Annotated in this window: 24 protein-coding genes and 4 pseudogenes; 12 read left to right on the top strand and 16 right to left on the bottom strand. The window is 69.0% G+C overall.

The features are described from left to right. The first annotated feature begins 354 nt into the window (after nt 1–354). Both serS and VN520_RS28240 read left to right on the top strand, forming a co-directional pair. A complete protein-coding gene (serS, locus tag VN520_RS28245) occupies nt 355–1,632 on the top strand; it encodes a serine--tRNA ligase (protein ID WP_325749784.1) in 1,278 nt (425 codons plus the stop codon). Further along, complete coding sequence (locus tag VN520_RS28240; RefSeq protein ID WP_325749783.1) at nt 1,629–2,444, top strand: HAD family hydrolase; 816 nt, start codon at nt 1,629–1,631, stop codon at nt 2,442–2,444. Before serS ends, VN520_RS28240 begins: the two co-directional genes overlap by 4 nt. Before the next feature lie 232 nt (nt 2,445–2,676). On the opposite strand, the gene VN520_RS28235 is transcribed toward VN520_RS28240, so the two are convergent. From VN520_RS28235 to VN520_RS28215, 5 genes are all read right to left on the bottom strand, one after another. Further along, complete coding sequence (locus VN520_RS28235; RefSeq protein ID WP_325749782.1) at nt 2,677–3,369, bottom strand: hypothetical protein; 693 nt, start codon at nt 3,367–3,369, stop codon at nt 2,677–2,679. A 288-nt stretch (nt 3,370–3,657) separates the two neighbouring features. Further along, nucleotides 3,658–4,377 (bottom strand): ABC transporter permease, encoded by a 720-nt coding sequence (locus tag VN520_RS28230; RefSeq protein ID WP_325749781.1) that lies wholly within the window; start codon nt 4,375–4,377, stop codon nt 3,658–3,660. 30 nt (nt 4,378–4,407) lie between these two features. After that, a complete protein-coding gene (locus VN520_RS28225) occupies nt 4,408–5,319 on the bottom strand; it encodes an ABC transporter ATP-binding protein (RefSeq protein WP_325749780.1) in 912 nt (303 codons plus the stop codon). After that, on the bottom strand, nt 5,316–6,224 hold the full coding sequence (locus tag VN520_RS28220; RefSeq protein ID WP_325749779.1) for an ABC transporter permease: 909 nt from the start codon (nt 6,222–6,224) through the stop codon (nt 5,316–5,318). The genes VN520_RS28225 and VN520_RS28220 overlap by 4 nt, the downstream gene beginning before the upstream one ends. Beyond that, the gene (locus VN520_RS28215; protein WP_325749794.1) at nt 6,214–7,227 is read right to left on the bottom strand and encodes an ABC transporter ATP-binding protein; all 1,014 of its coding nucleotides are present in this window, start codon (nt 7,225–7,227) and stop codon (nt 6,214–6,216) included. Before VN520_RS28215 ends, VN520_RS28220 begins: the two co-directional genes overlap by 11 nt. A gap of 242 nt (nt 7,228–7,469) precedes the next feature. On the opposite strand from VN520_RS28215, the pseudogene VN520_RS28210 reads away from it, so the two are divergent. Together VN520_RS28210 and VN520_RS28205 are read left to right on the top strand one after the other, a co-directional pair. Continuing rightward, nucleotides 7,470–8,936: pseudogene (locus VN520_RS28210) on the top strand (SDR family oxidoreductase); the annotation flags it as partial. A gap of 231 nt (nt 8,937–9,167) precedes the next feature. Next, a complete protein-coding gene (locus tag VN520_RS28205) occupies nt 9,168–9,710 on the top strand; it encodes an RNA 2'-phosphotransferase (protein ID WP_325749778.1) in 543 nt (180 codons plus the stop codon). 13 nt (nt 9,711–9,723) lie between these two features. Here the strand turns inward: VN520_RS28205 and VN520_RS28200 are convergent, their stop codons facing one another. After that, the gene (locus tag VN520_RS28200) at nt 9,724–10,014 is read right to left on the bottom strand and encodes a hypothetical protein (RefSeq protein WP_325749777.1); all 291 of its coding nucleotides are present in this window, start codon (nt 10,012–10,014) and stop codon (nt 9,724–9,726) included. Between the two features lie 227 nt (nt 10,015–10,241). Between VN520_RS28200 and VN520_RS28195 the strand changes: the two genes are divergently transcribed. Both VN520_RS28195 and VN520_RS28190 read left to right on the top strand, forming a co-directional pair. Beyond that, nucleotides 10,242–11,156 (top strand): DUF72 domain-containing protein, encoded by a 915-nt coding sequence (locus tag VN520_RS28195; protein ID WP_325749776.1) that lies wholly within the window; start codon nt 10,242–10,244, stop codon nt 11,154–11,156. A gap of 42 nt (nt 11,157–11,198) precedes the next feature. After that, a pseudogene (locus tag VN520_RS28190) lies at nt 11,199–11,441 on the top strand (LLM class flavin-dependent oxidoreductase); the annotation flags it as partial. Nucleotides 11,442–11,476: 35 nt separating this feature from the next. On the opposite strand, the gene VN520_RS28185 reads toward VN520_RS28190, so the two are convergent. Then, nucleotides 11,477–12,601: a DUF4062 domain-containing protein gene (locus tag VN520_RS28185; protein ID WP_325749775.1), complete on the bottom strand. Its 1,125-nt coding sequence runs from the start codon at nt 12,599–12,601 to the stop codon at nt 11,477–11,479. A gap of 90 nt (nt 12,602–12,691) precedes the next feature. On the opposite strand from VN520_RS28185, the gene VN520_RS28180 reads away from it, so the two are divergent. Continuing rightward, complete coding sequence (locus VN520_RS28180; RefSeq protein WP_325749774.1) at nt 12,692–13,144, top strand: hypothetical protein; 453 nt, start codon at nt 12,692–12,694, stop codon at nt 13,142–13,144. A 106-nt stretch (nt 13,145–13,250) separates the two neighbouring features. Here VN520_RS28180 and VN520_RS28175 read toward each other — a convergent pair whose 3' ends face one another. From VN520_RS28175 to VN520_RS28165, 3 genes are all read right to left on the bottom strand, one after another. Next, nucleotides 13,251–14,153 (bottom strand): LLM class flavin-dependent oxidoreductase, encoded by a 903-nt coding sequence (locus VN520_RS28175; RefSeq protein WP_325749773.1) that lies wholly within the window; start codon nt 14,151–14,153, stop codon nt 13,251–13,253. Nucleotides 14,154–14,270: 117 nt separating this feature from the next. Continuing rightward, nucleotides 14,271–14,750, bottom strand: coding sequence for an NUDIX domain-containing protein (locus tag VN520_RS28170; RefSeq protein ID WP_325749772.1), 480 nt, complete (start codon nt 14,748–14,750; stop codon nt 14,271–14,273). 91 nt (nt 14,751–14,841) lie between these two features. After that, the gene (locus tag VN520_RS28165) at nt 14,842–15,759 is read right to left on the bottom strand and encodes an FkbM family methyltransferase (protein ID WP_325749771.1); all 918 of its coding nucleotides are present in this window, start codon (nt 15,757–15,759) and stop codon (nt 14,842–14,844) included. Between the two features lie 102 nt (nt 15,760–15,861). Between VN520_RS28165 and VN520_RS28160 the strand changes: the two genes are divergently transcribed. Continuing rightward, nucleotides 15,862–16,362: an ATP-binding protein gene (locus VN520_RS28160; RefSeq protein WP_325749770.1), complete on the top strand. Its 501-nt coding sequence runs from the start codon at nt 15,862–15,864 to the stop codon at nt 16,360–16,362. On the opposite strand, the gene VN520_RS28155 is transcribed toward VN520_RS28160, so the two are convergent. Genes VN520_RS28155 through VN520_RS28140 form a run of 4 tightly spaced genes read right to left on the bottom strand, consistent with a single transcriptional unit; the run spans nt 16,320 to nt 20,300 of the window. Next, a complete protein-coding gene (locus VN520_RS28155; protein WP_325749769.1) occupies nt 16,320–17,216 on the bottom strand; it encodes a hypothetical protein in 897 nt (298 codons plus the stop codon). The genes VN520_RS28160 and VN520_RS28155 overlap by 43 nt on opposite strands. Continuing rightward, a complete protein-coding gene (locus VN520_RS28150; RefSeq protein WP_325749768.1) occupies nt 17,213–18,448 on the bottom strand; it encodes a hypothetical protein in 1,236 nt (411 codons plus the stop codon). The genes VN520_RS28155 and VN520_RS28150 overlap by 4 nt, the downstream gene beginning before the upstream one ends. Continuing rightward, nucleotides 18,445–19,149: a hypothetical protein gene (locus VN520_RS28145; RefSeq protein WP_325749767.1), complete on the bottom strand. Its 705-nt coding sequence runs from the start codon at nt 19,147–19,149 to the stop codon at nt 18,445–18,447. The genes VN520_RS28150 and VN520_RS28145 overlap by 4 nt, the downstream gene beginning before the upstream one ends. Beyond that, nucleotides 19,146–20,300, bottom strand: coding sequence for a glycosyltransferase family 1 protein (locus VN520_RS28140; protein ID WP_325749766.1), 1,155 nt, complete (start codon nt 20,298–20,300; stop codon nt 19,146–19,148). Before VN520_RS28140 ends, VN520_RS28145 begins: the two co-directional genes overlap by 4 nt. A gap of 143 nt (nt 20,301–20,443) precedes the next feature. Here VN520_RS28140 and VN520_RS28135 point away from each other — a divergent pair. The 4 genes and pseudogenes from VN520_RS28135 to VN520_RS28120 all read left to right on the top strand — a co-directional run. Then, nucleotides 20,444–20,602, top strand: a pseudogene (locus VN520_RS28135) (helix-turn-helix domain-containing protein); the annotation flags it as partial. Nucleotides 20,603–21,420: 818 nt separating this feature from the next. Beyond that, nucleotides 21,421–21,981, top strand: a complete 561-nt coding sequence (locus VN520_RS28130; protein ID WP_325749765.1) for a peptide deformylase — start codon at nt 21,421–21,423, stop codon at nt 21,979–21,981. Between the two features lie 150 nt (nt 21,982–22,131). Then, nucleotides 22,132–22,311 (top strand): annotated as a pseudogene (locus VN520_RS28125) (LLM class flavin-dependent oxidoreductase); the annotation flags it as partial. Nucleotides 22,312–22,501: 190 nt separating this feature from the next. Next, on the top strand, nt 22,502–23,344 hold the full coding sequence (locus VN520_RS28120; protein ID WP_325749764.1) for a Cof-type HAD-IIB family hydrolase: 843 nt from the start codon (nt 22,502–22,504) through the stop codon (nt 23,342–23,344). 244 nt (nt 23,345–23,588) lie between these two features. On the opposite strand, the gene VN520_RS28115 is transcribed toward VN520_RS28120, so the two are convergent. Then, nucleotides 23,589–25,322 (bottom strand): GAF domain-containing protein, encoded by a 1,734-nt coding sequence (locus VN520_RS28115; RefSeq protein ID WP_325749763.1) that lies wholly within the window; start codon nt 25,320–25,322, stop codon nt 23,589–23,591. Nucleotides 25,323–25,384: 62 nt separating this feature from the next. Next, on the bottom strand, nt 25,385–26,303 hold a 919-nt coding region (locus VN520_RS28110; RefSeq protein WP_325749762.1), incomplete at its 5' end, for an amino acid ABC transporter ATP-binding/permease protein.

Here is a 26,303-nt window from a genome sequence, read left to right as displayed (position 1 = left end):
GTGCACAGGCCAGGTTTGAACTGTGGCCGCCGCTCCGGTATGCCGCTTTCGGAACATCCCCTTCCGGCATCCACAGTTTTTCTTCACAGCCTGTGGATAACCAACCGGATCTGCGCCTGCCTGTGGACAACGCACCCCGCCGACACCGCCAACTCCCCGCGCACGCACCGCCGATGCGTCAAACCGAAGGCCCGCTTGCTCCCTTTTCGAGGTAATGAGAACCTTTTATTGACGATCTCGGCCGCCGGGCGTCCCGTATTTTCCCAGGATTATGAATTCCGGCAATTGGGGCAAAACGTCGCGCTCGTCGATATCGGTTCGAGTGGTGGATCCCCGCACCGGTAGCCTTGAGGGGTGATTGACCTTCGCCTGCTCCGTGAGGACCCCGACCGTGTTCGCGCCTCCCAGCGCGCCCGTGGAGAGGACGTCGCGCTCGTCGACGCCCTGCTCTCCGCCGACGAGCTGCGCAGGTCGTCCGGCGTCCGCTTCGACGAACTCCGCTCCGAGCAGAAGTCGCTCGGGAAGCTGATCCCCAGGGCCACCCCCGAGGAGCGCGCCGAGCTCCTCAAGAAGGCCGATCAGCTGAAGGCCGAGGTCAAGGCGGCTGACGCCGCACAGGACGAGGCCGACGCCGAGGCCAAGAGGCTGCTCCTGCTGCTCGGCAACATCGTCCACGAGGACGTACCGGTCGGCGGCGAGGAGGACTTCGTCGTCCTGGAGACGCACGGCACGATCCGTGACTTCGGCGCGGAGGGCTTCGAGCCCAAGGACCACCTGGAGCTCGGCGAGGCGCTGGGCGCCATCGACATGGAGCGCGGCGCCAAGGTGTCCGGCTCGCGCTTCTACTACCTGACCGGCATCGGCGCACTGCTCGAGCTGGCCCTGGTCAACGCGGCGATCGCGCAGGCCACCGAAGCCGGCTTCGTCCCCATGCTGACCCCCGCGCTGGTCCGCCCGCGCGCCATGGAGGGCACGGGCTTCCTCGGCCAGGCCGCGGAGAACGTGTACCACCTGGAGAAGGACGACTACTACCTGGTCGGCACGTCGGAGGTCCCCCTCGCGGCGTACCACATGGACGAGATCATCGACGCCGGCAAGCTGCCGCTGCGGTACGCCGGCTACTCGCCGTGCTTCCGCCGCGAAGCCGGTACGTACGGCAAGGACACCCGGGGCATCTTCCGCGTCCACCAGTTCGACAAGGTCGAGATGTTCTCGTACGTCGACCCGGCGGACGCCGAGGCCGAGCACCGCAGGCTCCTGGACTGGGAGAAGCAGTGGCTCACCGGTCTCGAGCTGCCGTTCCAGGTGATCGATGTGGCCACCGGTGACCTGGGGGCGTCGGCCTCGCGGAAGTTCGACTGCGAGGCGTGGATCCCGACCCAGGGCAAGTACCGCGAGCTGACCTCCGCGTCGAACTGCGACGGTTTCCAGGCGCGCCGGCTCTCCGTCCGGATGCGCGACGGGAAGAAGGTCCAGCCGCTGGCCACGCTGAACGGCACGCTCTGCGCCGTCCCGCGCACGATCGTGGCGATCCTGGAGAACCACCAGCTGCCCGACGGTTCGGTGCGCGTGCCCGAGGTTCTCCGTCCGTATCTGGGCGGGCGCGAGCTTCTGGAGCCGGTCTCCAAGTGACGTTCCCCTACAAGCTCGTCGCCACCGATCTCGACGGCACCCTGCTGCGCGACGACCACACGGTCTCCGACCGCACCCGGGAGGCGCTGACCGCGGCCACCGCGGCCGGTGCCGCGCACATCGTCGTCACCGGACGCGCGGTGCCGTGGACCCGGCACATACTGGACGACCTGGGCTACAAGGGCCTCGCGGTGTGCGGTCAGGGCGCGCAGGTCTACCACGCGGGCGAGCACAAGCTGCTGACCTCCCTCACCCTGGACCGGCAGCTCGCGGGCCTCGCGCTGGCCAAGATCGAGGCGGAGGTCGGCCCGCTGGCCCTGGCGGCGAGCCGTGACGGCCTCGAGGGCGAGGTGCTGGTCGGGCCCGGCTACCGGGTGCAGGAGGGGCCGCTTCCCGCTGTCCACATGGGCGACCCCGCCGAGATGTGGACCGCTCCGCTGAACAAGGTCTACATACAGCACCCCGAACTCGACGACGACGCGCTGACGCAGGTCGCCCGGCAGGCCGTCGGCAGCCTGGTGAACGTGGTCATGGCAGGCCCCGGCGTCGTGGAGATCCTGCCCCTGGGGCTGAGCAAGGCGACCGGGCTCTCGCTCGCCGCCCGCCGTCTGGGACTCAAGGCTGCGGACACGCTGGCCTTCGGCGACATGCCGAACGACATCCCCATGTTCGGCTGGGCCCGGCACGGTGTCGCCATGGCCAATGCACACGACGAACTGAAGGCCGTGGCGCACGAGATCACCGCTTCGAACGAGCACGACGGCATCGCGGTGGTGCTGGAGGAACTGCTCCGGGCGCCCACGCGCGCGTAGGGGCGGGGCTGTTCTCCGGGCTCCGGGCTCCGGGCTCCGGGCTCCGGGCTCCGGGCTCCGGGCTCCGGGCTCCGGGCTCCGGCGGAGGATACGCGGATCGAACGCGCGCGGGGGTTACGCCCCGACGACGGCTCAGCGAGCCGCTGTCTTACCACTCGGCCACTCCTCCGGGGGTGGCCGCGCGCGACGCGCAGCGGGGGCCACCCGTTTTCCGGTGGCCCCCGGACGTACGTCAGTCGCTCCTGCGGCGGCCCAGATCCCTCAGCCGGTGCGCGAGGTCGTCCATGCGGGCATCGAGGCGGATGACGTCGTGCGATACGTCGGTGAGCCGGATGCTGATCGCACCGACGACCTGATGCGTGACATCGAGCTTCCGGTCGAGGGAGTCGAGCCGCTGCGACATCCGGCCGAGCACGGGGCCGAGCTCCTGGAGCGCGCTTCCCACGCCGGCGAGGCAGCCCTCGATGCGGGTGACGCGCCGGTCGAGCGAGACGTAGGAGGCCCTGAGGTCCTCCTCCGCGTCGAGCAGATGGGTCCGGACACTGCGCGCGATGTCGCTGTCGCGAAGAAGCATGGCGAGGTTGAGCACGGTCCTGCGGGTGTGGAGGGTGAGCTGAGTGACCGCCTGTGGATAACTTTCCGCCCCCTCGGCACCCCATAGGGACACGATGTCCCTATGGAAGATGCGCAGCTCAGCGCCGCGCAGCACCCTGAGACCGTTCTCCTCCACCTCGGCACGATGGCGTTGGGTCAGCTTCTTGACGACCTCTGTGGATACTTCGAAGTAGCGAGCCACTTCCTCTGTGCGAAGGTGAATTCCATCCGGGAGCATGACAAGGCTCTTGACCTTGTCGAGGACTTCGACGCGCCCCATCTGCTCGACCCGGAGGGCTTGGGATTCGAGCAGGGCTACTTCCGTGGGCATGGGTGTGCCTCTCGTGCGTGGGAACGACAAGGAGAGCCCTGTCCCCGGGCTGCGAGGGCGGAGGTCGCTCACGGTCGCCACTCACTCGATGACCGGCCGGGTGGGCACTTGCCTCACCGCTGCCGGCATTCCCCGCATTCACGAAAGCTCGACGCCACAGATTCCAGTTGCCTCCACGCACCCTGCACAACGAGCCGACAACCGTACAGTCACGCGACCCGGCCGCCCCGCACACACGACAACCCCCGCCCGGTGGGCGGGGGTTGCGGGGATGCGCGACAGCCGGTCTCACTCCTCGCCGGCGAGCTTCAGCGCCCGCAGCTTCTGACCCGCGTACCACGTGGCCACGACCGTCACGCCGACCAGCAGGGCGGTGGCCAGCGGCAGGCCGACGTCCGAGGTGACCAGGCCGTCCCCGGCGACCTTCTCGGCGACCGAGAGGGACCACTGCTGCACGCTGAGGGTCCTGGCACCCGGCACCAGGCTGCCGAACAGCGCCTCCCACACCAGTGCGTACACGAGGCCGAAGACCACCGCGTGCCGGCTGATCGTGCCGAGCAGCAGGAACAGCGCGCTGTACGCGATCGAGGCGACCAGCGCCGCGATCGTGTAGGCCACGGCGATCTGTCCGCCGTTCCCGTTGAGGATCAGCCCCGCGATCAGTGTGGGCAGCGCCGAGAACAGCATCGTCACCGCAATGGCGACGATCAGCTTGGTGAAGATGATCGTGGGCCGCTTCACCGGCTTGGCCAGCAGATAGACGATCGAGCCGTCGTCGATCTCCGGTCCGATGGCACCGGTGCCCGCGATGACACCGATGAGCGGGACCATCGTGGCGATGGCGAAACCGCCCAGCACCCCGGAGGCGACGCCGTCATCGGCTCCGGCGAACGCCCGGACGGCCACGGCGATGGCCACCAGGAGGACCGGCAGGACGAACAGGATGGCGGCCCGGCGCCGGCCGAGCAGGGCCCGGTAGGTGAGCCGGGCGACTGTGGGGTCGTACATGACGCTTCACAGCTCCTTTCAGGCCACTACTCAGGCCGCTACGAGATAGGAGAAGACCGATTCGAGGGACTCGTCGGACGGGGAGACGGTGAGCAGACGGATCCCGCGTTCGCGCGCGACCTTCGGCAGCAGCTCCGTGAACCGTCCGAAGTCGACCGCCTGGACGCGCAGGGCCTTCTCCGTCACATCCACCTCGATGCCCGCCGTCGAGGGGTCCGCGATGAGCGCGGCCGCGAGGGCCCGGTCGTCGCTGGAGCGGACGAGATAGCGGTGCGGCCTGTCCGTCATCAGCCGGCGGATCTTCCGGAAGTCCCCGGACGCGGCGTGGCGGCCCGCCACGATCACCTCGATGTGCGAGGCGAGCTGCTCGACCTCCTCCAGGATGTGGGAGGAGAAGAGCACCGTGCGGCCCTCCGCGCCCATCCGCCTCAGAAGCTCCATGAGCTGCATCCGCTGGCGCGGGTCCATGCCGTTGAACGGCTCGTCGAGGAGCAGCACCGAGGGGTCGTGGACCAGCGCGGAGGCCATCTTCACGCGCTGGCGCATGCCCTTGCTGTACGTGGAGATCTTGCGGTCCTGCGCGTACTCCATCTCGACCGTGGCCAGCGCCTTGTGCGCGGCCGCGTCGCCCAGCCCGTGCAGCTCGGCGTTGGCGACGACGAACTCGCGGCCGGTCAGGAAGTCGTACATGCCCTCCCGCTCGGGCACGATCCCGATCGCCTTGTAGACCGTCTCGTTGCGCCAGATCGGTGTGCCGTCGAGCGTCACCTTGCCGGTCGAGGGCTCCAGGAAGCCGGCCATCATGTTGATCAGGGTGGACTTCCCGGCTCCGTTGGGGCCGAGCAGCCCGGTCACCCCGGGGCCCACCGTCATGCTGACGTCGTTGACGGCGACCACGTTGCCGAACCAGCGGGAGGTGTGGTCGATCTCGATGGTGGTCACAGCCCGACCCTCCGGTAGCGGCGCATCAGCACGGCGTACGAGCCGGCGACGAGCGCGAGAACAACGATCAGATAGACCACACCGGCGGCGGCTCCGGGGCCGTCCCCGCCGGGGAAGGCGGAGGTGGCACCGAGGAAGGCGGTCTGCACCCCGCCGATCAGCGTGATGGGGGAGAACAGCCCCAGCCAGGTGACGGCGCCGGGCGAGCCCGTCTCCCAGGCGATCGCCTGGACCGTGGAGACCGCGCCGTAGGTGATGGTCAGTACGGCGATCACGGCGGCGACTCCGAAACCCCGGCGCGGCGTCAGCGCGGCGACCACCAGGCCGAGACCGGCGAACAGTACGGAGAGCAGCGCCACCGAGACCATCCCCTGTCCGAAGCCCTTGGTCTGATCGGCCAGGTCGAACTCGGCCAGCAGCGCGCCCGCGTAGAGGATGACGAGGGGAAGCCCGGTGAGGATGAGCAGGGCCGACGCCATGGCGGCGAACTTGGCGAGTACGTAGTCGACGCGCTCGATCGGACGCGAGAAGTACAGCGGCACGCTCTTGAAGCGGAGGTCCCTCGACACGGACTGGGGCGCCTGGGAGGCGATGAAGAGCCCGATCACGGCCTGCAGGTAGATCGCGAAGTCCGTGTATTCGATGGGGAGTTTCGTCATGCCGGGCGTGGCCATGGCGACCGCGACGAGGATCAGCGCCACCAGGCACATCACCCCGCACAGCAGCATCGGCAGCACTTTGGACTTCGCGGACCTGCCCAGCCCGAACGAGCCCCGCAGGGACTGCGAGTACAGCGAACGGCGGGCATAGGCCCGGCCCAGGCGCGCTCCGTCGTAGGAGCGGTACCCGATGTTGTGGATCCGGGAGCTGTCGCTCCCGGCCGCGGTCCTGGTCTCAGTGCTCATCGCGACCGCTCCCCTTCTGCTGTCCGGCACCCGCTGTCGCGGCCGCGGCCGCCCGCGGTGCCTCTTCGCTGCGGAAGACCTCGGCGATGTGGTGGCGCCGCTGTTCCATCCGGATCAGGCCCAGCCCGAGGCGGGCGACACTGTCGCGGACCACGTCGTACGTCTCCTCGCCCGTCGCCTCCACCAGGAGGATGTGGCCTGCGCCCGGCAGTCCCTGGGCATCGAGGCCGTCATGCCCGATGAGCTTGATCCCGGCTCCGGTGAGGGCCTGGCGCAGCGCGTCCGTGCCGTCCGGGTGGGCGTCGCTGTCGGTGACTTCGACCGCCAGCGTCGCGGTGGTCCGGGTGAAGTCGCTGGTGGAGCTGGAACGCAGCAGCGTGCCGCCGTCGATGACGACCACGTGGTCGCAGGTCCGCTCGAGCTCTCCGAGGAGGTGCGAGGTGACCAGCACCGAGATGCCGAAGTCGGTGTGGACACGGCGGATCAGACCGAGCATCTCGTCCCGGCCGACGGGGTCCAGGCCGTTGGTCGGCTCGTCGAGAAGGACCAGCTTCGGGTCATGGACCAGGGCCTGGGCCAGTTTCACCCGCTGCTTCATACCGGTCGAGTAGCCACCGATGGGGCGGTAGCGCTCCTCGTAGAGGCCCACGTGGCGCAGGGTGTCCGCGGTGCGCTCGCGTGCCGCGGTGGGCGGCAGCCCGGACATCCGCGCCATGTGGACCACGAACTCGGTCGCGGACACGTCGGGAGGCAGGCAGTCGTGCTCCGGCATGTACCCGACCCGCTCCCGGATGGCGGCGCCCTCGGTGGTGACGTCGAGCCCGAGCACCGCGGCCCGGCCTTCGGTGGCGGGGGACAGACCCAGCAGGATCTTGATCAGTGTGGACTTGCCGGCCCCGTTGGAACCCACCAGGCCGGTCACGCCCGGTCCGATGTCCAAGGAGAGCCGGTCAAGCGCGGTCACCCTCGGGAACCGCTTGCTCAGGCTTTCGGTTGCGATCACAGTCACGTGTTCGAAGGTAGTGGCCCGCGACACGGGAGTCGTCAGACCAGACGGCTGTATCCGCGTCAGACTCCAGGCGTACGCACCCGTAGGGGCCCGGGCGGGAGAGCCCCGTGGCCGGGCCGCCGGCGTTGTCCACAGGTCCGGGGCGTCCCTTGACGCGACGGTACGACGGTGGTCACATTCAGCGGGGTCACGTCACGGGCGCGTACCGCGACGCCGGCACCGGACGAGGAGGCGGCGTGGACCTGCGAGGCACACGTGAGCGACGGGTGCGTACGGGCGGCATCGAGCTGTGTGTGGCCGAGTCGGGCGATCCGGCACGGCCGACGATCGTGCTGGTGCACGGCTACCCGGACAGCAAGGAGGTCTGGACCGGGGTCGCGGCGCGGCTGGCCGAGCGGTGGCATGTGGTGCTCTACGACGTGCGGGGGCACGGCAGGTCGACGGCGCCCGTGCCGCTGCGCGGCGGCTTCACGCTGGAGAAGCTCACCGATGACTTCCTGGCCGTCGTGGACGCCGTCAGCCCGGACCGGCCGGTCCATGTGGTCGGCCACGACTGGGGTTCGGTCCAGGCCTGGGAATTCGCGACCGTGGAGCGGACCGAAGGACGCATCGCCTCGTTCACGTCGATGTCCGGTCCGTCCCTCGACCACTTCGGGCACTGGATCAAGCGGAGACTGTCGCACCCGAGCCCGCGCGGCGTGGGACAGCTGCTCGGCCAGGGCGCCAGATCCTGGTACGTGTACGCGCTGCACACGCCGGTTCTTCCCGAGATGGCCTGGCGCGGCGCGCTGGGCAGGCAGTGGCCGCGGATTCTGCAGCGCATGGAAAAGGTGCCCTCCGACGGGTATCCGACGGCGTCGCTCCCGCAGGACGCGGCGCACGGGGCCTGGCTCTACCGTGACAACGTCCGGCCCCGTCTGCGCCGGCCACGTCCGGACGCGTACGCGCGTGTACCGGTGCAGCTCATCACTCCTACCGGTGACGCCTTCCTCTCACCGTCGCTCCACGACGAACTGGACGCCTGGGTCCCCCGGTTGGTGCGCCGTACCCTGCCTGCGAAGCACTGGGTGCCACGCACCAGGCCGGACCAGCTGGCCGCCTGGATCGGCGATTTCGCCGACGGCGTCGAAACCGGGAGCCGGGACGCTTCGGCCGGCTCCTGAACTCCCGTCACGGCGCCCGAAGGCGCCCGTGCGCGCGGGTTCGACGGTCAGTCGGTGCTGGTGACGGGTGCGGCTGCGGGCATCGGACGCGCCACAGCACTGGCGTTCACCGAAGCGGGCGCGCGCGTGGTGGCCGTGGACCGGGACGCGGAGGGTGGGGCGCGGACGGCGGAGACGGCGCGCTCGCTCGGCGCCACACCCTCCGCGTGGGGCGAAGTGGTGGACGTCGGGGACGAGCAGGCGATGGAGGAGTTCACCGAAAGGATCACCGCTGAAACAGGCGTCGCGGACGTCCTGGTGGACAACGCCGGTATCGGACCGGCGGGCTCCTTCCTCGATATGACGAGCGAGGAACGGCGGAAGGTGCTCGGCGTGGACCTGTGGGGCGTCATCCACGCCTGCCGGATCTCCGGCGCCCGGACGGCCGGTCGCGGGCAGGGAGACCATATCGTCGTCGTCGCCTCGGCAGCCGCCCACCAGCCGTCCCGCGCCCTGCCCGCCTCCAGCACGTCCAAGGCTGCGGCGCTGATGCTCGGTGAGCTCCGGACAGGGAGTTGACCGGCCCACTGCACACGGAAGTCCTTACATCACCGCAAACACAGGTAAGTTGGGCAACTGCCCTTATAGGGAAGGCCGTTGTCCACAGGTGAGCCGTATTCGCTGTGGAAAACGCACGTTGGCTGTGGATCAAACCTGGTGCAGTCATGAAAGCCGCGAACAGCGGATGAAATCGAGGTGCGCCGGAAGACATGACGCGGGCACTCTGGCCGGATGGACGAACGACGCACCGTGAAGGTGTCCAGGTTTCTGTCGCAGCATCTCCGGCATGATCCCGGCCGGATCGGCATCGGCCTCGACGCCCACGGCTGGGTGGCCCTCGACGAGCTGCTGGAAGCCTGCGCCCGGCATGGCTTCGCCCTCACCCGGGACGAACTCGCGCACGTCGTCGCGGTCAGCGACAAGCAGCGCTTCGCCGTGGACGGTGATCGCATCCGGGCGAACCAGGGCCACTCCGTCCCCGTCGACCTCGGCCTCCCCCCGGCCGAACCACCCGCATACCTCTACCACGGCACCGCGGCACGCGCGCTCGACGCCATCCGCTCCGAAGGCCTTCGGCCCATGAACCGCCATCATGTCCACCTGTCGCCCGACCGTGGAACAGCGGTCCGTGTCGGCGCACGGCGCGGCGCCCCGGTCGTCCTCTCCGTGGACGCGGGAGCCATGCACCGGGCAGGTCACCTCTTCCATGTGAGCGTCAACGGGGTGTGGCTCACCGACTCCGTACCGCCGGCTTTTCTGCGGTTGCGCACATGACGCGTTCCGGAGGTCAGGTCCCCGCGCTCTTGAGACCCGTACGCAGGTCGTCGAGGTTCATGACGGGCACCAGCCCGATCTCGGAACCCGCGTGGAACAGAGGCTCCATGAGCGGCGGAATCCGGGCGGAGTCCTGCATGTCGAAGACCATCAGACAGGTGCGGCGGCCGTTCTGGATGGCGAAGTAGGCCGCCTCCGGCTTGAGCCGCTCGACAATCTCCTCCATCATCTTGGACATGGTTCCGTCGGATATCGAACGATTTGTGATCTGGGTGTCCATCTGTGCGGTGAGCAGCATGCGCATGACGACTCATCCCTCCGGCGAACCGCACCCGGTGCCGTGTGCACACGCGGGAAGCCGCACACGCGGGAAGTACCGGCCCGGTTCTTTCCCGTTCCCTCCAGCGTCGTCCCGGCCGTGCGTCCCGGCAACCACTGCCGTTCTCCCGGGCAGCGTTCCTCCCGTGCGTCTCCCCGCCGGGAATGCCGCCGGGCCCGTTCACCTCGCCGCGCCCAGGGAAGAGGGAGGCAATGGGAGACATCCGGATCGGTACGTGTTCATGGACGGACAAGGCACTGGTGTCCAGTGGCTGGTATCCGGCAGGCCGGCGCGATGCCGAGGGCAGGCTGCGGCACTACGCGAGCCAGTTCCCGGTGGTGGAAGTGGACGCGACGTACTACGGCCTGCCCAGCACCCGGAACAGCCTCTTGTGGGCCGATCGCACCCCTGAGGACTTCCGCTTCGACGTGAAGGCGTTCTCCCTGCTCACCGGGCACCCGACTCCGCCGAGCGCGATGCCGGCCGATCTGCGCCCGGTTCTCACCCGTCATCGGGGCCGGACGGAAGCCGATCCGGGTCTGCTGGACGAGGTATGGGCACGGTTCGGCGCAGCGCTCGAACCGCTGCGCGGTGCCGGGCGGCTGGGGACCGTGCTGTTCCAGTTCCCGCCGCAGCTCGCCCCGGGGAGGCCGGCGGCGGCCTTCCTGCGCCGGTGCCGTGAGCGAGCCGCAGGGTGGCCGATGGCCGTGGAGTTCCGGCACCCCGGTTGGTGGCGTGAGGACCACATCGCCGCGACGACCGCACTCCTGACCGAACTGGACGCCGCTGCGGTGGCCGTGGACATGGTGCAGACGCTCCCCGCCTCCGTACCCCCGGTCGCCCCGGTCACCTCCTCGCAGTTCGCGGTGGTGCGCTTCCACGGGCGTAACAGCGCCTGGGGAACCGGCACCAAGGAGGAGAGGTTCCGCCACTCCTACACACGCGAGGAACTGTCCGAGTGGATCCCCCGCATCCGGGCGATGGCCGAACAGGCGCGAGAGGTCCACGTCCTGTTCAACAACTGCTGCGCCGACGCGTCCGTCCGCGCCGCGCAGTCCATGCGTCAGTTGCTGGCCCCTCCAGGGCGGCCGGCGACGGAGGCCGAGGACGCACACGGAGCCGGATGACGCGTACAGGAGCGGCGGAAGGCCCCGCGTATCGTCAAAGGCATGCGTCTGAGCACCGTGATCCTCCCCATCCACCGGTGGAGCGAGGGACAGAAGAACTGGCAGAAGGCCGAGGACCTCGGGTTCCACGCCGCGTACACGTACGACCACTTGTCCTGGAGGTCGTTCCGGGACGGACCATGGTTCGGCGCCGTCCCCACACTCACGGCCGCGGCGACGGCGACACGGGGCATCCGCCTGGGCACCCTTGTCACCTCGGTCAAGCCTCGTTCACGCATCACGATGTGATGCACGTATAGCTCGATGAGGGAAGCGCTGCGTCATGCTCGGGTGGCGAGCCGCCCAAACAGAGCTCGGGAGAGATCCCTGCCTACTTCTTCGGCTCCGCTCTCCAAGGCCGTCAAGCTCACAGACTCATCCGGCTCAGTGCGCAACATGTTCAGTGAACGGCCAAAACTCAAAGGCTGAGCTTGATTTCGCGACCGATACGGGTCGAAGGTGTCGATGGTGATCGTGTCTCCTACCGAAACGCCCATCGCTACGACGACGTGCTGCTGCTGGATGATTCTCAAAGCACCCGTAAAGCGCAGCATCTCGGCGACCTGCTTTGGCAGCGCATCACGATCCAGAATCGAGCCCATCTGGTCTTTTGGAAGAGATGCTCTGGTCGACACCTGGCCAGACTTGTAGAGCCTGACTTCCAGGAGTTCTCCTGGGTGTGGTTTGTTCCAATCGCGGCGGCGTTCGCACTTGATGCTGACCGCAGCATGATCTGCGTGCCGGGAAAGACTCAACGCGGCAGCACTTTCAACGAAATCCATTCCCCGAATGCGGCCCACCAGTGAATCGGTGGATCGCTCCATTTCGCGGGTAGTGTACCCAAGATAATCCATCGGTAGAACGTGGAGTTCGATCGCAGAGCCCTGGCCGCTGAAGGTACTTGCCCTATCGTTTTCTTCCGCCCAGCTCAGAACCGGCTGCTGGGTCAACCTTTGGAATTCCAGAGAAGATGGCTTGGCAGCCAACTCTCGCAACCCTTGGGCTACTTTGGCCTGAAGGTCGACACTATTCGTGAAAGCGTCTCGGAACACGCCTGTTGGGTATGCCTCTACGATGCGCACGAACTTATGCTGGTCCGGCTCGAACCAAATATCGTTCTTTCGATAGACCAGCCGTGGAATGCCCTTTTTCTGTGCATGCACCCACTCGTCGTGTGTGGCGGACTGTCCGGTCTCTGGAAACACATGACCGTAGTTGGGGCCGAGTAGGAACAGGCATGCATCCGAGGACTCAAGGGCGGCCAGGCACGCCTCCCTGCTCGGTATCGCCTGGGCTGAGAAGTCCTCGAAGCGAACAGGTGTATGGCCCAAGGCTTGGAGCAAACCGGGGAGGGAGTCGCGCTCTTCCTCCAGACCCTTTCGAACACTGCTGATGAAGACTCTCACGCTACGGTGTCTCCGTTGGTATAGGTTCGGCGACGAACCTGGTTGGCCTTTGTGACACATAGTAGCGGGAAGGGTGCGGGGGCGGATCTGATGGCCGAGATCTCGGAAGAGGCGATACGCGCCTACTGGAAGGAACACCGGGAGCAGTTGCGTCAGAGTGAGACTCAGCGGTCGATGTTGACCAACCTCGTGCTCATCATGACAGCAGCGTTGAGCGCTCTCATCGTTCAACAGCGCTTCTCGCTGTACGTCGTGCCCCTATGTGTCTTTGTATCGCTGTCCGGACTGTATGGCGCAGTGACTGTGGCGAAGTACTACGAGCGGGCCTCATACCACCTGTCTCAGGCCCGAGCCTTGACCAGAGACCTTGTGGATCTTGGGATCTTGGGTACGGGCGAAAGATTGGCGCAGGCGCGAGCGGATCACTACCGTGCCTTCCCCCGGATGCATCGCATCCGTCTCTACAGGCTGTGGGTGATCCTTCATGTTGCTGTCGGGCTCTACGGGTTGTCGCTGCTGTCCGTATGCGTAGCCACAGCCTGAATTCGGGCTGGAACCAACATGTCAGATGCTGGTGAAGTTACGGTTCTGACGACAAGAGGCGCGGGCGAGGTACATCGTGTACACGCGCTACGGAAGCCCTAAGTCCTTAGCCGAGCTGGGACATGGCCTCGGTAGCGAGCGCTTCGAAGATCTTTGAGTCGACAGCGAAGTCGGAGTCCGCGATCGGCCAGTGGATCACGATCTCGGTGAAGCCGAGCTCCTGGTGGCGGCCGGCGAAGTCGACGAAGGCGTCCACGGACTCCAGCGGCCTGTTCCGGTCGGGGGTGAAGCCGTGGAGCAGGGTCTTGTCGAGGCCGGCTACGTCCCGGCCGACCTCGGTGCACGCTTTGTTGAGCCTCTCGATCTGCCCGCGCAGCGCCTCGATCGACTGCTCCGGGGTGCCTGTCTCGTACAGCTTCGGGTCGCCGGTCGTCACCCATGCCTGTCCGTGGCGGGCGGCCAGCTTCAGGCCGCGTGGGCCGGTCGCCGCCACCGCGAACGGCAGTCGGGGCCGCTGTACGCATCCAGGGAGGTTCCGGGCCTCCTCAGCCGTGTAGAAGTCGCCCTTCTGCGAGACCGCTCCCTCCGTGAGCAGCCGGTCCAGCAGCGGCACGAACTCGCCGAAGCGGTCCGCCCGCTCCTTCGGTGTCCACACCTCCTGGCCGAGCGCCGTCGCGTCGAAGCCGTTGCCGCCGGCCCCGATGCCCAGGGTGATCCGCCCGCCGGAGATGTCGTCGAGCGAGATCAGCTCCTTGCCGAGGGTCACAGGGTGCCTGAAATTGGGTGACGTAACGAGGGTGCCCAAGCGCAGGCGGTCCGTGGCCGTGGCAGCGGCGGTGAGGGTGGGCAGAGCGCCGAACCACGGGCCGTCGCGGAAGGTGCGCCAGGAGAGATGGTCGTAGGTGTACGCGGCGTGGAAGCCGAGCTCCTCGGCGCGCTGCCACTTGGCGCGGCCCCCCTCGTGCCAACGGTCGACGGGAAGGATCACGGTGCTCAGGCGCAGGCTCATGCCACTGAGCCTATGCCGGACTCGGCCCTCGTCTCCTCCCGAGCGAAGACGAGCGGGACCGCACGGGCTGCTTGACGTCGCACATGGCGACGAGATCGTTGATCCCTTGGCGCCCGCTTATTGCGCGGCGGTGACCGACCAGCCGTAGCGGGAGAAGACGGGGCCACCGTTCCGATACGCGGCCAGGGCCTGCGCAGAGGTCGGGAACGCAGGCTGGGGCAGGCCGTCGGCGGGGATCCACTGGGCAGTCAGGTGCTTGTCCGGCTCGGTGTTCGTCAGTTCACCGGTCCACGTGTCGGTGGCGAAGACGAAGAGGACGAATTGCCCGGCCTGGTCCCAGCCCTGTTCAACGTGGATGACGTGGGCGAGGGCGAGATCCGCCGGGTCGACGAGCAGGCCGGTCTCCTCCTTGAGTTCGCGGGCGGCGGCCTCGTCGAGGGCTTCGCCGGGTTCGGCCTTTCCGCCGGGGAGGGTCCAGGCCGGCTGCGGGGACCAGTTGCGGGCTCCGTAGAGCACGGCGGCGATCGTGTCGGCGTCCTTGTCGTGGACGATCACGCAGACTGCGTTGCGGCTGTTCATCACGCTGGTGTTGATCACGTGCCCACTCCTCGTCGACGTGCCGGAAGGTGTCGGTGGTCCTGGCGGGCGGCTCGGACCGGCCGGGCTGCTCGGAACGTGGGGGTGCTGCTCAGCGCCTGAGCATGAGGTGGTCGGCGTCGGCACGGGAGAAGACCAGGTCGGTCATGTGCTTCGGGGTTTCGTTGCACCGGACGGGCGGCTGCGGTCGTCGCATGGCTCGGGGGTAGGTGGCCGGGTCGTAGTCGTTGGTGAGCGTGTAAGCGTGGAAGCCATGCTCGTGCAGGGTGTCGATGATGTCGGCGGCGCTCTCGTCCTGCTTGACCAGGAGCCTGGGGGTGACTTCCACGACGAGTTCGGCGTCGTCGCGCAGGTGTGGGAGCGCGGGTAGCAGCCCGCGGATGGCTGCTGCTTCGGCGCCTTCGACGTCGATCTTGATGATGCGGGTGGTGGCGAGCTCGGCCCCGCTGATCAGGCCGGCCAGGGGTGCGGTCGGCACGTCGAAGGCCGTGTGTACGTGGCTGGGCTGGACGGCGGTGGTGTGGCCGAGGTTGGAGGGGTCCTCCAAGTACAGGGTCAGGGTGCCGTGAGTGTCTGAGGCGGCGGAGCGGACGGCCCGGATGTTGGTGCGGTGGTTGGCGGTGGCCGCGGTGGTCAGGTCGTCGTGGAACTGCGGGGAGGGCTCGATGGCGATGACGTGGCCATGGGGGCCGACGACGTGGGAGGCCAGGAGGCTGAAGGCGCCGCGGTGGGCTCCGACGTCGATGAAGGTGTCCCCGGGGCGGAGCCGGTCGCGCAGGAAGGCGCTCAGGTTCGGCTCCCACTCGCCGAACAGGTACTGGTAGCGCTGGATGACGTCGCTGGTGGTGACGCCGATCTTGTCGCCGGACCGCAGCCGGGCGGTCGTGCGAACGGGGTGGGTTCGCAGGTGCTCGTCGAGGAAGCGGCCGACGAGCTGGGCCTTGCCCACGGTGCCGGGGGCGTGGCGGACGTAGGCCCGCAGTGTGCGGGCGAGTGCGGAGGCGGACACGGGCGGCTCCTTCGGGTGGTGGTGATGAGGAACGGGGTCCTGGGCTGGCCGGCGGTGGCAGACTGGCCAGGAGAACGCTTGTGGTGTTGAGGGGAGTTGGCGGTGGCCGAGCGCATTCCGGTGGTGTTTCTGCTGGTGGGGCTCACCGGTTCGGGGAAGACCACCTATGCCCAGCGGAAGCTGGAGCCCGAGGGTGCTGTACGGCTGTCGGTGGACGAGGTCGTCTATGAGCGGCACGGCCGGTACGGCGTCGACTACCCGGAGAACACCTACTTCGAGAAGGAGGGCCCGGTCGTCGCCGAGCTGCACGAGCGGCTTGCCGAGCTGGTGGCCGAGGGCCTGGATGTGGTGTGGGACCACGGGTTGTGGCCGCGTAAGGACCGCGACGCGATGAAGGAGCTGGTGGAGTCTGCCGGCGGGCGGTGGCGGCTGCTGTACTTCCCCCTCGGGCGCGATGAGCTGCTGCGTCGGCTGGCGGAGCGCAACGAGCGGGAAGATGCCAACGCGCTCGTCGTGACGCCGGAGGCCCTGGACGACTTCTTCGCCCGTTTCGAGGTTCCTCAGGGCGAAGGCGAGGAGATCGTGGAGCCGGACTGGCTCTGAGGCGTGTGCGGGCGCCAGGTGGTGGCGATCTTGGCGGCTTCGGCGGCCCAGCCGTCCGGCAGGCGATCGAGGCTGACGCGGCGGAAGGCCAGACGGGGATCGGCGACGTCGATGCGGCCGTTGTGACGATCGATGTGCTGCAACAGGCGGGATGCCTCACTGCGGACGGCCGGGGTGTGCTCGGCCCACTCGCCGGAGGTGAACCGGTCGACTCGCCGGCGCAGGTCGTCCAGGACGCCCGAGCGCCACTTGAAGTGGTGCACACACGCGAGCGTGTCCGGGTCGGGCTTGTGGCCCGGTGCTCGGTGGTTGCCGGACGCCACGGTCACCGAGGAGTGGGCGAGGACGATCTTGCGGGGGTCGCTCTTGAGGAGCCGGTGGGTGAGGTGTCCGCCGAGTGGGAAGGCCCGGTCCAGTCCGGTTTCCGGGCGCCAGAGGGCCAGGCGGCCGTCGTTGGTGACGCGATCGAGCATCAGCCCGCCGATCACCTTGTGCCTGGTGGCCTCGGCCTGGGCGATCATCTCGGCGAGCGGGGCGGGGTGGGTATGGAACTCGTCGGAGTCGGCGATCAGGTGCCAGCCGGTCCCGGCCTGTTCGCGCAAGGAGTCGCGGAGCTGGGTGTTGGTGTGCTCGTGCCACGGCCCGGTGCTGATCCGGGCGGGGACGATGCCGAGGTCGTGGCTGGCCGCGATGAGCTGGTGTCGCCAGGCGCCGTGGACGTGGTCGGGGAAGTGGAAGGCGAGGTGGAACCGTTCGATGCCGAGCCGGCGGTAGTGGGCGGTCCAGGCGGCCAGCAGGGCCGGTTCGACCGGGCCGACCACCGCGACCAAGGCGGGAGAGACGGGCGTCTTCATCGGCACTCCTTGGCCAGGCGGGTGTAGGTGTCGGTGAGAAAGGCGGCCTGCTCGGCCACCGAGTTCATGTCCAGGACCCCGCGCGCCGAAGGTCCCGGGCGGGCGGGCGCGTCGGCCGTGAGCTGGTCCAGCGTCTTGGCGAGGGTGTCCGGATCACCTGCCGGGAAGAGTCGGACCCACGGCTCCCCGGTGAGCCGGGCGGTCAGCTCGGAGTCGTGTGCGGAGACGATCAGCGGGACGGCGAGGCGGGCGGCGTCCATGACCAGTCCGGATTCCTTGCCCACGCCGGGCTTCCGGGCGACGAGGGCCGCGTCGGCGGCGGCGTACACAAGCCGCAGGACCTGCTCGCCGACCGGTCCGGGCACGGTGTGAAGGCGGACGTTGGGGAGCTGGTGCCAGCGTGTGAGGACAGCGTCGTCCAGTGGGGTGCCGCACACCAGGACGTGCAACGGGGTGGTGAGGCGGGCGAGGGCGGCGTCGATGGTGGGGATGTCCTTGTACGGCCACCAGCCGCCGACCACGCACACCGCCTTCGCGTCGGCGGGGATGGTGAAGGCGGTGCGGGCACCGTCGCGCTCGGTGTCGGTCAGCGGCCGGTCGTCGTCGACCGCGAACGCCCGTACCACGCCGGGAAGGTGAGGGAAGGCCGGCGCGATCTGGTCGCGGACGGCGGTGGTCGGGTACAGCGCGATCACCCGCTTCTCGCCCGCGCGGGCGAGCCGGCCCAGCCACCGGACAGGACTGTCTTCGGTGGTGACCGCCTCGTGGATGAACCGCAGGTGTGGGGTGCCGCCGAGCAGGGCGGCGGCACCATGCAGGGCCTCGCTCGCGCTGAGGATCACCACTGCCGAGGCCCGCGGGGCGAAGCGAAGTGCGGTGCGAAGGCAGGCGGCCTCGGTCAGGCACCGGGCGAGAAGGGTGATCTGGTGCGGGGACCTGCGGACCGCCAGCGGCCAGCGCCGGGAGGTGAAGACCTGCTGGCCGACGGCGGAGACCCGTGCTGCCGCCCGCGCGGCCGCCAGAAGGATCTTCGCCGCCGGCCCGACCGGACCGACGGCAACCCGGGTACCTGCCCGCGCCAGCGGGGCCTGGTAGTCGCACAGGCCGCCCGGGGCGATGACGAGGCTGTCCGGCCGCGCGGCGGCGAGCGCCGCCAGCGTGCGCTGGTGGTGTCCGCCTACTCGGTGTGCGTACGGCTCGATCAGCACCAACGGCTCGGGGGTGGTGTTCATCCGGTGACCGCCTGCTCGCCGTACAGCGTGGTGAAGTGCTGGTGCAGCCAGGGCGGGTCGTTGAGCGCCTCGAAGCGCTGCGGGTCGCGGGCGGCGGCCTTGGCGAAGCCAAGTCCGTCGCGGGCGCCGGCCGCCGCGTAGGCGGCGAATTCGCCGTCGCGGCTGGCCGTCCAGGCGGCGATCCGTTCCTGGGCGGAGAAGTCGGTCATGCCGTACTCGCTGCCACGCGCGAGCATCGCGCACTCGCGAAAGCCCGCCCTCCACGCGTGGAACGGGCTCTGGTTGAATCGTGTGACCCCGGCGGTCTGACGGCTGAACTCGACCCGGCCGGGCAGCGCGGCCAGCACATCGACGGTTTGGCCCATCTCCCTCAGCGCCGAGCGGCGGATCAGCTTGAGCCCGCCGTAGCCGTAGGTAAGGCCGTTGACCGGGTTGACCGCCTGCCAGACCCGCATCGCCACCCCTTCAGAAAGCGGTTCCACCGAGGCAGTGGGGAACTCGGGGTCGATGGCGAAGTCGCCGTCAGCGAGAAAGAACGTCTCGGTGTCGACCATCTCGGCGGTGAGCCGGTAGGCGCGTCGCATCCCGCGGACTCCGTGCAGGCGCTTGACGGTGCCGCCCAGCACACGGGCGAGGCGGGTGTGCAGTGAGCTGGCCAGCGGCTCATCGTACGAGAGTTGTACCGCCTCGAACCCGGTCACTTGATCGCCTCCAGGTAGCGGGCGGCCACAACGTCCGGCGTGAGGTCAGCGGTGGAGGCGTACGCGCGCTTGGCGTGTACCAGGTAGAACTCGACGTCGGTGGCGAGGCGCTCGACGATCTGGACGGCCTGATCGTCGGTGTCGAACAGCAATTCGTTGTCGATGTGCTCGGCCAGCCAGCCGGCACGTGGGCCGATCACGGGCAGGCCCATCGCCTGGCAGTCGATGACCGACATGGACCAGGGGCAGCCGGGGCGGAAGGGGGCGATGCCGAAGTGGGCGCCGGCCAGCAGGTTGCGGTAGCGGATGCGGTCGCCGCGGTCGGAAGCGATGGTGACGCCGTCCATGGTCGCCAGCTGCTCCAGGTGCCGTTCTGGGCTGGGGTCGAGGCGGATGCGCTCAGGGCTGCGGGTGCCGAACAGGTCCATCACCGTGAGCCGGACCGGGGCGTCGGCGACGAGGCGGCGGGCGAGCTGGGTGAAGCGGGCGGTGCCGTAGTGCCTGTACAGGCGGTGGTTGTAGATGCCGGTGACCCTGCCTTCGGGCGGGGTGATGTCGGCCGGGTCGCGCACCAGCCGTACGTCTCTGGGGGCGGGGACGATGTGCAGCTTGTCGCCGAGGTCGACGCCAGTGCGGGCGGCAGCCGCAGTGGTCCAGGAGGCGGCGGTGGAGGAGTGGACCAGGAGGCGGTCGCAGGCCGCGAGGCCGGCGGCGAAGGCAAGCAGCACGCTGCGACCGAGGCTGCTGTCGTTCATCGCGGGGTCCAGCTCCAGGACGCCGGTGTCGGTGAAGGAGAACGGCAGGTAGTGGCAGTATCCGGCGATCTGCGCGTCCGCCCCGGCTTCCAGAAGTGCGGCCCTGATCGCGGGGGCGGCCTCGATCTGGTTGGCCACCACCACCTCGGGCTGCCGGTCGCGGATCAGGGGGACGAGGGCGTCCATCCCGGGGTCGAAGCGGGCCCGGTACTTGGTGGACGGCGAGATGGTGGGCACGAAGTGCACACGGGCGTCGCCGGCCGGGACCGGGGAGGCCACGGTCACCTCGGCCCCGACGTCGGTCAGGGCCGGGGTGAGCATGTCGGCGAAGGTGAAGCCGGAGTCGGCGGCCAGTTGGCTGGAATTGGAGACGTTGAGCAGGTACAGCACGCGCATCGCTAGGACCCTCCTCGTTTGGGCCCGGGGGTCGACCTGGGCCGGTAGAGGAAGGAAACCGGCGGCCGGGGCCGTGACAGAATGGTGAATTGAGATCACTCACGGTTCATTCATCTCATCCAGCATCCAAGGCGGGGGCTTTGATGGACGCGCGGGACGACGCCCTGACAATCGAGCAGGCAGCCGAGGCGTTCGCGGCGGAAGTCGCCTACTGGCGCGAGGTACGGGGTCTGGCCAAGCGAGAGTTGGCCCGAAGGATGGCCTTCGACCCGTCTTACGTGAGTCACGTCGAATCGGGTCGGCACAAACCGACCGAGGACTTCGCCCGCCGCGCGGAGGAAACCTTGAACGCGGGCAAGGCGATCTGGAAGCGCTGGCTGGACTTCGAGGCGGTCAAGGCCCGCACGTCGCCATCGGCGGCCGTACCAGCCCCCCGCAGAGTTGAGCAGCCGTACGCGACCGGCTCGGCAATCGTCGTCGAGCACGACGCAGCCCGCCTGGACTACGACGGCCGTCTCTACCGGCTGACGATGCGCCGTCTGCTGCGGAACACCGGCAGCGAACCGATCACCCGCTACCTGATCCGCATCAGCGTCGACCGCTACCCGGGCGAGCCGGAACGGTCCAACGCCCACTACCGCGAATACCCGCTGACCTGGGATGAGCTTGCTCTCGCTGCGACCTGCCGCGGCGAGACGATGCGCTGGCAGACCAAGCACGACCGCGACGCTTTCAAGGAAGTCTGGCTGTTGTTCGAGAACGAACAGGGCCGCTTCCCGCTGTACCCGGGCGAGTCGGTATGGATCGAGTACGCCTACTCGGTGGGCGAGGAGAAGTGGGGCCGCTGGTTCCAGCGTGCCGTCCGCCTGCCTACCGAACATCTGGGGGTTGAACTCGCCTTCCCTGCCGCACTCGACCCCGCGGTGTGGGGCACCGAGACCTCCATGACCGCCGAAGCGACTCCGCTTCGCACTGCACCGGTCCAGCGCGAGGAGAGCGGGATGCGTGTCTTCTCCTGGAGCACTTCCACACCCGCTCTCCATGCCCGCTACCGTCTGGAGTGGCGATTCCGGGTCAGTCCCGAACATGAAGCGAATCAAAGGGAGTTCAGGTGCTCCAGGTGCGGCCCAGTGAACAGATGCGTGACCTCGGCGTCGTGCAGCGCGGGGCCCCCGTGCTTGCCGAGCGTACGCGCGTCTTCGACCTGCCGGCCGAGCGCGAGACGGCCGAACAGGCCGTCGAGAGGCTGTTCTCCTCGATGGAGCGGATCGGGCAGGTCCACCCCTTCGCCAAGGGCATGGGCATCGCGGCGCCTCAGATCGGCATCGGCCGGGCCGCCGCCGTGGTCCAGCCCCCCGACCAAGGCACCCCGGCGATCATCCTGCTGAATCCCCGCATCATCGACCGTTCGAGCGACGCGGACGAGCAGTACGAGGGATGCCTCAGCTTCTTCGACGTGCGCGGCTTGGTCCCCCGGCCACTGCGGATCACCGTGGAGACCAACACGTTGGAGGGCCAGACGGTGACCGCCACCTACGAACGCGGACTTGCCCGGCTGATCCACCACGAGATCGACCACTTGGACGGCCTGCTCTACACCGCGCGCATGGGGACGGGGGTCGCCCCCATCCCCATCGAGCAGTACCGCCAGACCGGCCGCTCGTGGGCCTACGAGCAGTAACGGCCAGCATTGCTTTCGGACTCACCAACCTGGGCTTGTCCTTCCGATTTCACTTCCCGCTGGCGCCGTAGTGGCTGCTCGTCCTTGGGATTCGACTTTCTGAGACAGCGGACCTGAGATGTGTCCGCTGCCCCGGGTCAAGGCGGTCATGGGGTTTGCCCGGGCCGCCCGCTGCGGTCCTTCGACGCCTTCGTGGACTTCGCGGGAACGCACTTCGCCCTCGGGTTCACCGAGATCGTCGTTCACTGGCCGGTACCGGACTCCGGCTTCGCCCTGGACACCGAGGTGTTCGAACGGATCGCCACCGAGGCCCTGGCCCAACTCGTCTGAACCATTCCCCTTCCGCAGCGGGAGAGACTCCGGAGACAGTCCGGGCCCGAGGGGTACCGCCTCCAGGCGGGGCGGTACCCCGGGAACCCCTCGGCATATGCCGGTGTCAGATTTCGCAGCTCAAGGACTCGCTCTCTCAGATGTGCGCCCCTCTGCACGCCCGTGCGACTCCGTACGGGAGAATGCCGGGGTGACCTCAGCTACCGACTCGCCTCTGCCTGCCGTGACCCGGCTGATCGCCACCGATCTGGACGGCACTCTCCTGCGCGACGACAAGACCCTGTCGGACCGGACGACCGCCGCCCTGGCAGCCGCCGAGGAGGCGGGGGTCGAGGTCTTCTTCGTCACCGGAAGGCCCGCCCGCTGGATGGACGTCGTCAGCCCCCATGTGCAGGGCCACGGCATGGCGATCTGCGCGAACGGGGCCGCGGTCGTCGATCTCCACGACGGCCGGCTGCTCACGGTCCATCCGCTGGACCGGGTCATCGCCCTGGACGTGGTCGCCGCTCTGCGGGAGGCCGCCCCCGGGGTTTCGTTCGCAGTCGAACTGGCCACCGGCATCCACTACGAACCGGCCTACCCCCCGTTCCACATGGACCCGGGCGCCACGGTCGCCGTCGCGGAGAAGCTGCTCCACGAGGCGGCTCCGGGCACCGGCGCACCGGTCCTGAAGGTCCTCGCCCACCACCCCGAACTGGCCCCGGACACCTTCCTCGCACTGGCCCGCGAGATCGCGGGTGACCGCGCGTCGTTCACCCGGTCCAGTCCCACCGCGCTGCTGGAGATCAGCGGCCTCGGTGTTTCCAAGGCCCGTACCCTGGCGTCCTGCTGCGCGGAGCGCGGGATCGGTCCGGACGAGGTGGTCGCGTTCGGAGACATGCCCAACGACGTGGAGATGCTGAGCTGGGCCGGCGCCTCGTTCGCCATGGGTAACGCCCATCCGGCCGCTCTGGCCGCCGCGTCAGGTGTGACGCTCACGAACGACGAGGACGGCGTCGCGGTCGTCATCGAGCGGATCCTTGCCGCACGCTGAGACCGCACGCTGAGACCGCAGGCTGAGGCTGTCTGCTGAGACCGCCTTCTGAGACCGCGCGCTGGAACCACCCTGAGGCCGCACACTGGAACCACCCTGAGGCCGGCTGTCGAAACCGCCCGCCCGGAGCCCGTCCGCGAAAGCGCACGCCTCCTGTGCGCCCGGACTGTCGGCGGGGAGCGTACGCCGGGATCCCGCGTCGGCGTACACACCTGGGCCCCTCATGTCCGGCCCTCCCAGGCTCTCAGAGCGGGACCTGCCAGGTCACGGTCGTGCCCCCGCCGTCCTCCCCGGCCCCCGGTCCGAACCAGCTCGCGCCGCCCAGGGACTCGGCGCGCCTGGAGAGATTGCGCAGGCCGCTGCGCCGGCCGCCGTCCGGGATGCCGACCCCGTCGTCCGTGACCGTCAGCCGTACGGCGTCCCGTCCGTCCGGCAGCACCGCGGTCGCGTCGACCCCGACGTCGACGCGCGAAGCCTTCGCGTGACGGAATGTGTTGGACAGCGCCTCCCGCAGAGCCGCGATGAGGTTCTTGCCCGCGAGCTCCCCCACCAACGAGTCCACCGGCCCCAGAAACCGGTGGGAAGGCATGAACCCCAGGGGCACCGCGGCCATGTTGATCTCCCGCAGTACCCGGGTCCGCAACCCTGACGGCGCCTCCGCCGGCTCCTGCTGCAGCGCGAAGATGGCGGTACGGATCTCCTGGATGGTCACGTCCAGTTCGTCGACGGCCCGGCCGACACCGGCCTGCACCCCGGGGACCGGGGAACGCCGCTGAGCGTCCTCCAGCATGATCCCGGTGGCGAACAGACGCTGGATGACCAGGTCATGGAGGTCCCGGGCGATCCGGTCCCGGTCCTCGTACACGGCGAGTCTCTCCCGGTCCCGCTGGGCTTCGGACAGCTTCAGAGCCAGTGCGGCCTGAGCGGCGAAGTGAGTGGCCAGCGTCCGCTCCGCCTGGGTGAACGGCCGGCCGCCCCTCGTCCGCGGGATGGAGAGCGCTCCGAGCACCCGGCCGCCGCTGCGCAGGGGGAGCAGCATGTGGGGGCCGAATCGGTCGGCCAGTCTGGTGATCATGCGGGGATCGGTCAACGAGTCGTCCAGGAACACCTCCTCACCCCTCAGGAGCGCCGCCACCACGGGACTCTGCGGCGGGATGATCACTCCGAGGGACGCGGACGGCCGGTCCCCAGCGACGGCGACGATCTCCAGTCCGCCCTCCGTGGCAGGGAGCAGCACGATGCCGGCCGCGGCCTCGGCGAGACGGCGCGCCTGTTCGGCGACGACGGTGAGTGCCTCGTCGGCGTCCCCGCCCGAGAGGAGGGCGGTGGTGATGGCCACCGAGCCGTCGATCCACCGTTCGCGCTGCCGGGCGGCTTCGTACGTCCGCGCGTGGCCGATGGCGATCCCCGCCTCCGTGGCCAGCACGCGCAGCATGTGCAGTTCGTCGTCCCCGAACGCGTCCCCGTCCTCTTTCTCCATCACATAGAGGTTGCCGAAGATCTTGCCCTGGACCCGGAGCGGGACCCCGAGGAAAGCACGCATCTTCGGGTGGGCGGCCGGAAATCCGGCGAAACGCGGGTCGGCCGCCAGGTCCTCCAGCTGGATCGGCGCACCCTCCTGGATCAGTGCGCCCAGGAGACCGGTGTGGCCGTCGGGCGGGCGGCCGATCGCCCTGGCGATCTCCTCGGGCACTCCATGGGTGATGAATGCGCAGAGGTTCTCACCAGGCCGTTCGACGACGCCGATGGCCGCGTACCGTGCATGGGCGAGCTCAGCCGCAGTCGCACAGATGCGCTCGAGGGTGGAGTGGAGCTCAAGGCCCGTGCCCACGGTTCTCGTCGCTTCCAGCAGCTGTGGAACACGCGCGGTCAGCTCCGCGGAGAGCCCTCGCAGGCTTCCGGCCGTCTGCTGCGGCGCTCCGGGCGAGGCCTGCTGACGCTGCTGGTCCTGCTGGTCCTGCTGGTCCTGCTGGGACATGACCCGAGCCTAATGAGCACCGAACAGTCCGGAAAGTCGGAATCGGGGTGTACTCGCCTTCTTCAGGCCCGTACGGGCGCCGCCCCCACCGGGGGCACGCGCTCCGGCCCGGTACGCACCGGCTCCTGCTCGCGTTCGAGCATCCGCCGCAGTGGACCGTCCTGCTCGGCCAGAGCGGCGTACGTCCCCTGCTGCACCACCCGGCCCCCGTCCAGCACCAGGACCTCGTCCACCGCGTCGAGTCCCGCCAGCCGATGGGTGATCAGCACGGTCGTACGTCCCTGAGTGGCCGCCAGCAGATCCGCGGTCAGCGCGTCCGCCGTCGCCAGGTCGAGGTGCTCCGCGGGCTCGTCGAGCACGAGTACGGGGAAGTCGGCGAGGAGCGCACGGGCCAGCGCCAGCCGCTGCCGCTGGCCGCCGGACAGCCGTGCCCCGTGTTCACCCACCAGTGTGCCGAGACCCTCCGGAAGTGACTGGACCCAGTCCAGCAGCCGGGCCGCGGAGAGGGCGTCCCGCAGCTGACCGTCCGAGGCATCGGTGCGGGCGAGCCGCAGATTCTCGCGGATGGAGCTGTCGAAGACATGGGCGTCCTGGGCGCACAGCCCCACGAAGGTCCTGACCTTGTCCCCGTCCAGGGCGGAGGCCTCCACGCCACCGAGACGGTACGACCCCTCCCGGGCGCCGAGGAAGCGGAGCAGGACCTGGGCGAGCGTGGACTTCCCCGATCCCGACGGACCCACGACGGCCACCCGCTTGCCGGGGTGCAGTGTCAGGCCGACGGAGTGCAGCGCATCACGCTCCGCTCCCGCGTACCGGGCCGACAGCCCTCGTACCTCGAGGGGGAAGGGCGAAGCGGGCGGTGCGGCCGGGCCGGCCGGTTCCTCCACCGGTACGGGGGCGTCCAGCACCTCGAAGACCCGCTCCGCGCTCCGCTCGACCCGCCGGCGGTACTGCACCGCGAGCGGCAGCCCGGTCACGGCC

Origin of the sequence: Streptomyces sp. (assembly GCF_035563135.1) — a bacterium.
Taxonomy (GTDB): domain Bacteria; phylum Actinomycetota; class Actinomycetes; order Streptomycetales; family Streptomycetaceae; genus Streptomyces.
Note: the sequence above shows the minus strand (reverse complement) of the source record. Positions and strands in the feature narration are given on the sequence as shown.

Bases quoted from the DNA above. Each gene is read 5' to 3' on its own strand.
- VN520_RS28235 (WP_325749782.1), bottom strand. From the start codon at position 3,369: ATGCCCACGGAAGTAGCCCTGCTCGAATCCCAAGCCCTCCGGGTCGAG.
- VN520_RS28230 (WP_325749781.1), bottom strand. From the start codon at position 4,377: ATGTACGACCCCACAGTCGCCCGGCTCACCTACCGGGCCCTGCTCGGC.
- VN520_RS28220 (WP_325749779.1), bottom strand. From the start codon at position 6,224: ATGAGCACTGAGACCAGGACCGCGGCCGGGAGCGACAGCTCCCGGATC.
- VN520_RS28205 (WP_325749778.1), top strand. From the start codon at position 9,168: ATGGACGAACGACGCACCGTGAAGGTGTCCAGGTTTCTGTCGCAGCAT.
- VN520_RS28200 (WP_325749777.1), bottom strand. From the start codon at position 10,014: ATGCGCATGCTGCTCACCGCACAGATGGACACCCAGATCACAAATCGT.
- VN520_RS28195 (WP_325749776.1), top strand. From the start codon at position 10,242: ATGGGAGACATCCGGATCGGTACGTGTTCATGGACGGACAAGGCACTG.
- VN520_RS28180 (WP_325749774.1), top strand. From the start codon at position 12,692: ATGGCCGAGATCTCGGAAGAGGCGATACGCGCCTACTGGAAGGAACAC.
- VN520_RS28175 (WP_325749773.1), bottom strand. From the start codon at position 14,153: ATGAGCCTGCGCCTGAGCACCGTGATCCTTCCCGTCGACCGTTGGCAC.
- VN520_RS28155 (WP_325749769.1), bottom strand. From the start codon at position 17,216: ATGAAGACGCCCGTCTCTCCCGCCTTGGTCGCGGTGGTCGGCCCGGTC.
- VN520_RS28150 (WP_325749768.1), bottom strand. From the start codon at position 18,448: ATGAACACCACCCCCGAGCCGTTGGTGCTGATCGAGCCGTACGCACAC.
- VN520_RS28140 (WP_325749766.1), bottom strand. From the start codon at position 20,300: ATGCGCGTGCTGTACCTGCTCAACGTCTCCAATTCCAGCCAACTGGCC.
- VN520_RS28115 (WP_325749763.1), bottom strand. From the start codon at position 25,322: ATGTCCCAGCAGGACCAGCAGGACCAGCAGGACCAGCAGCGTCAGCAG.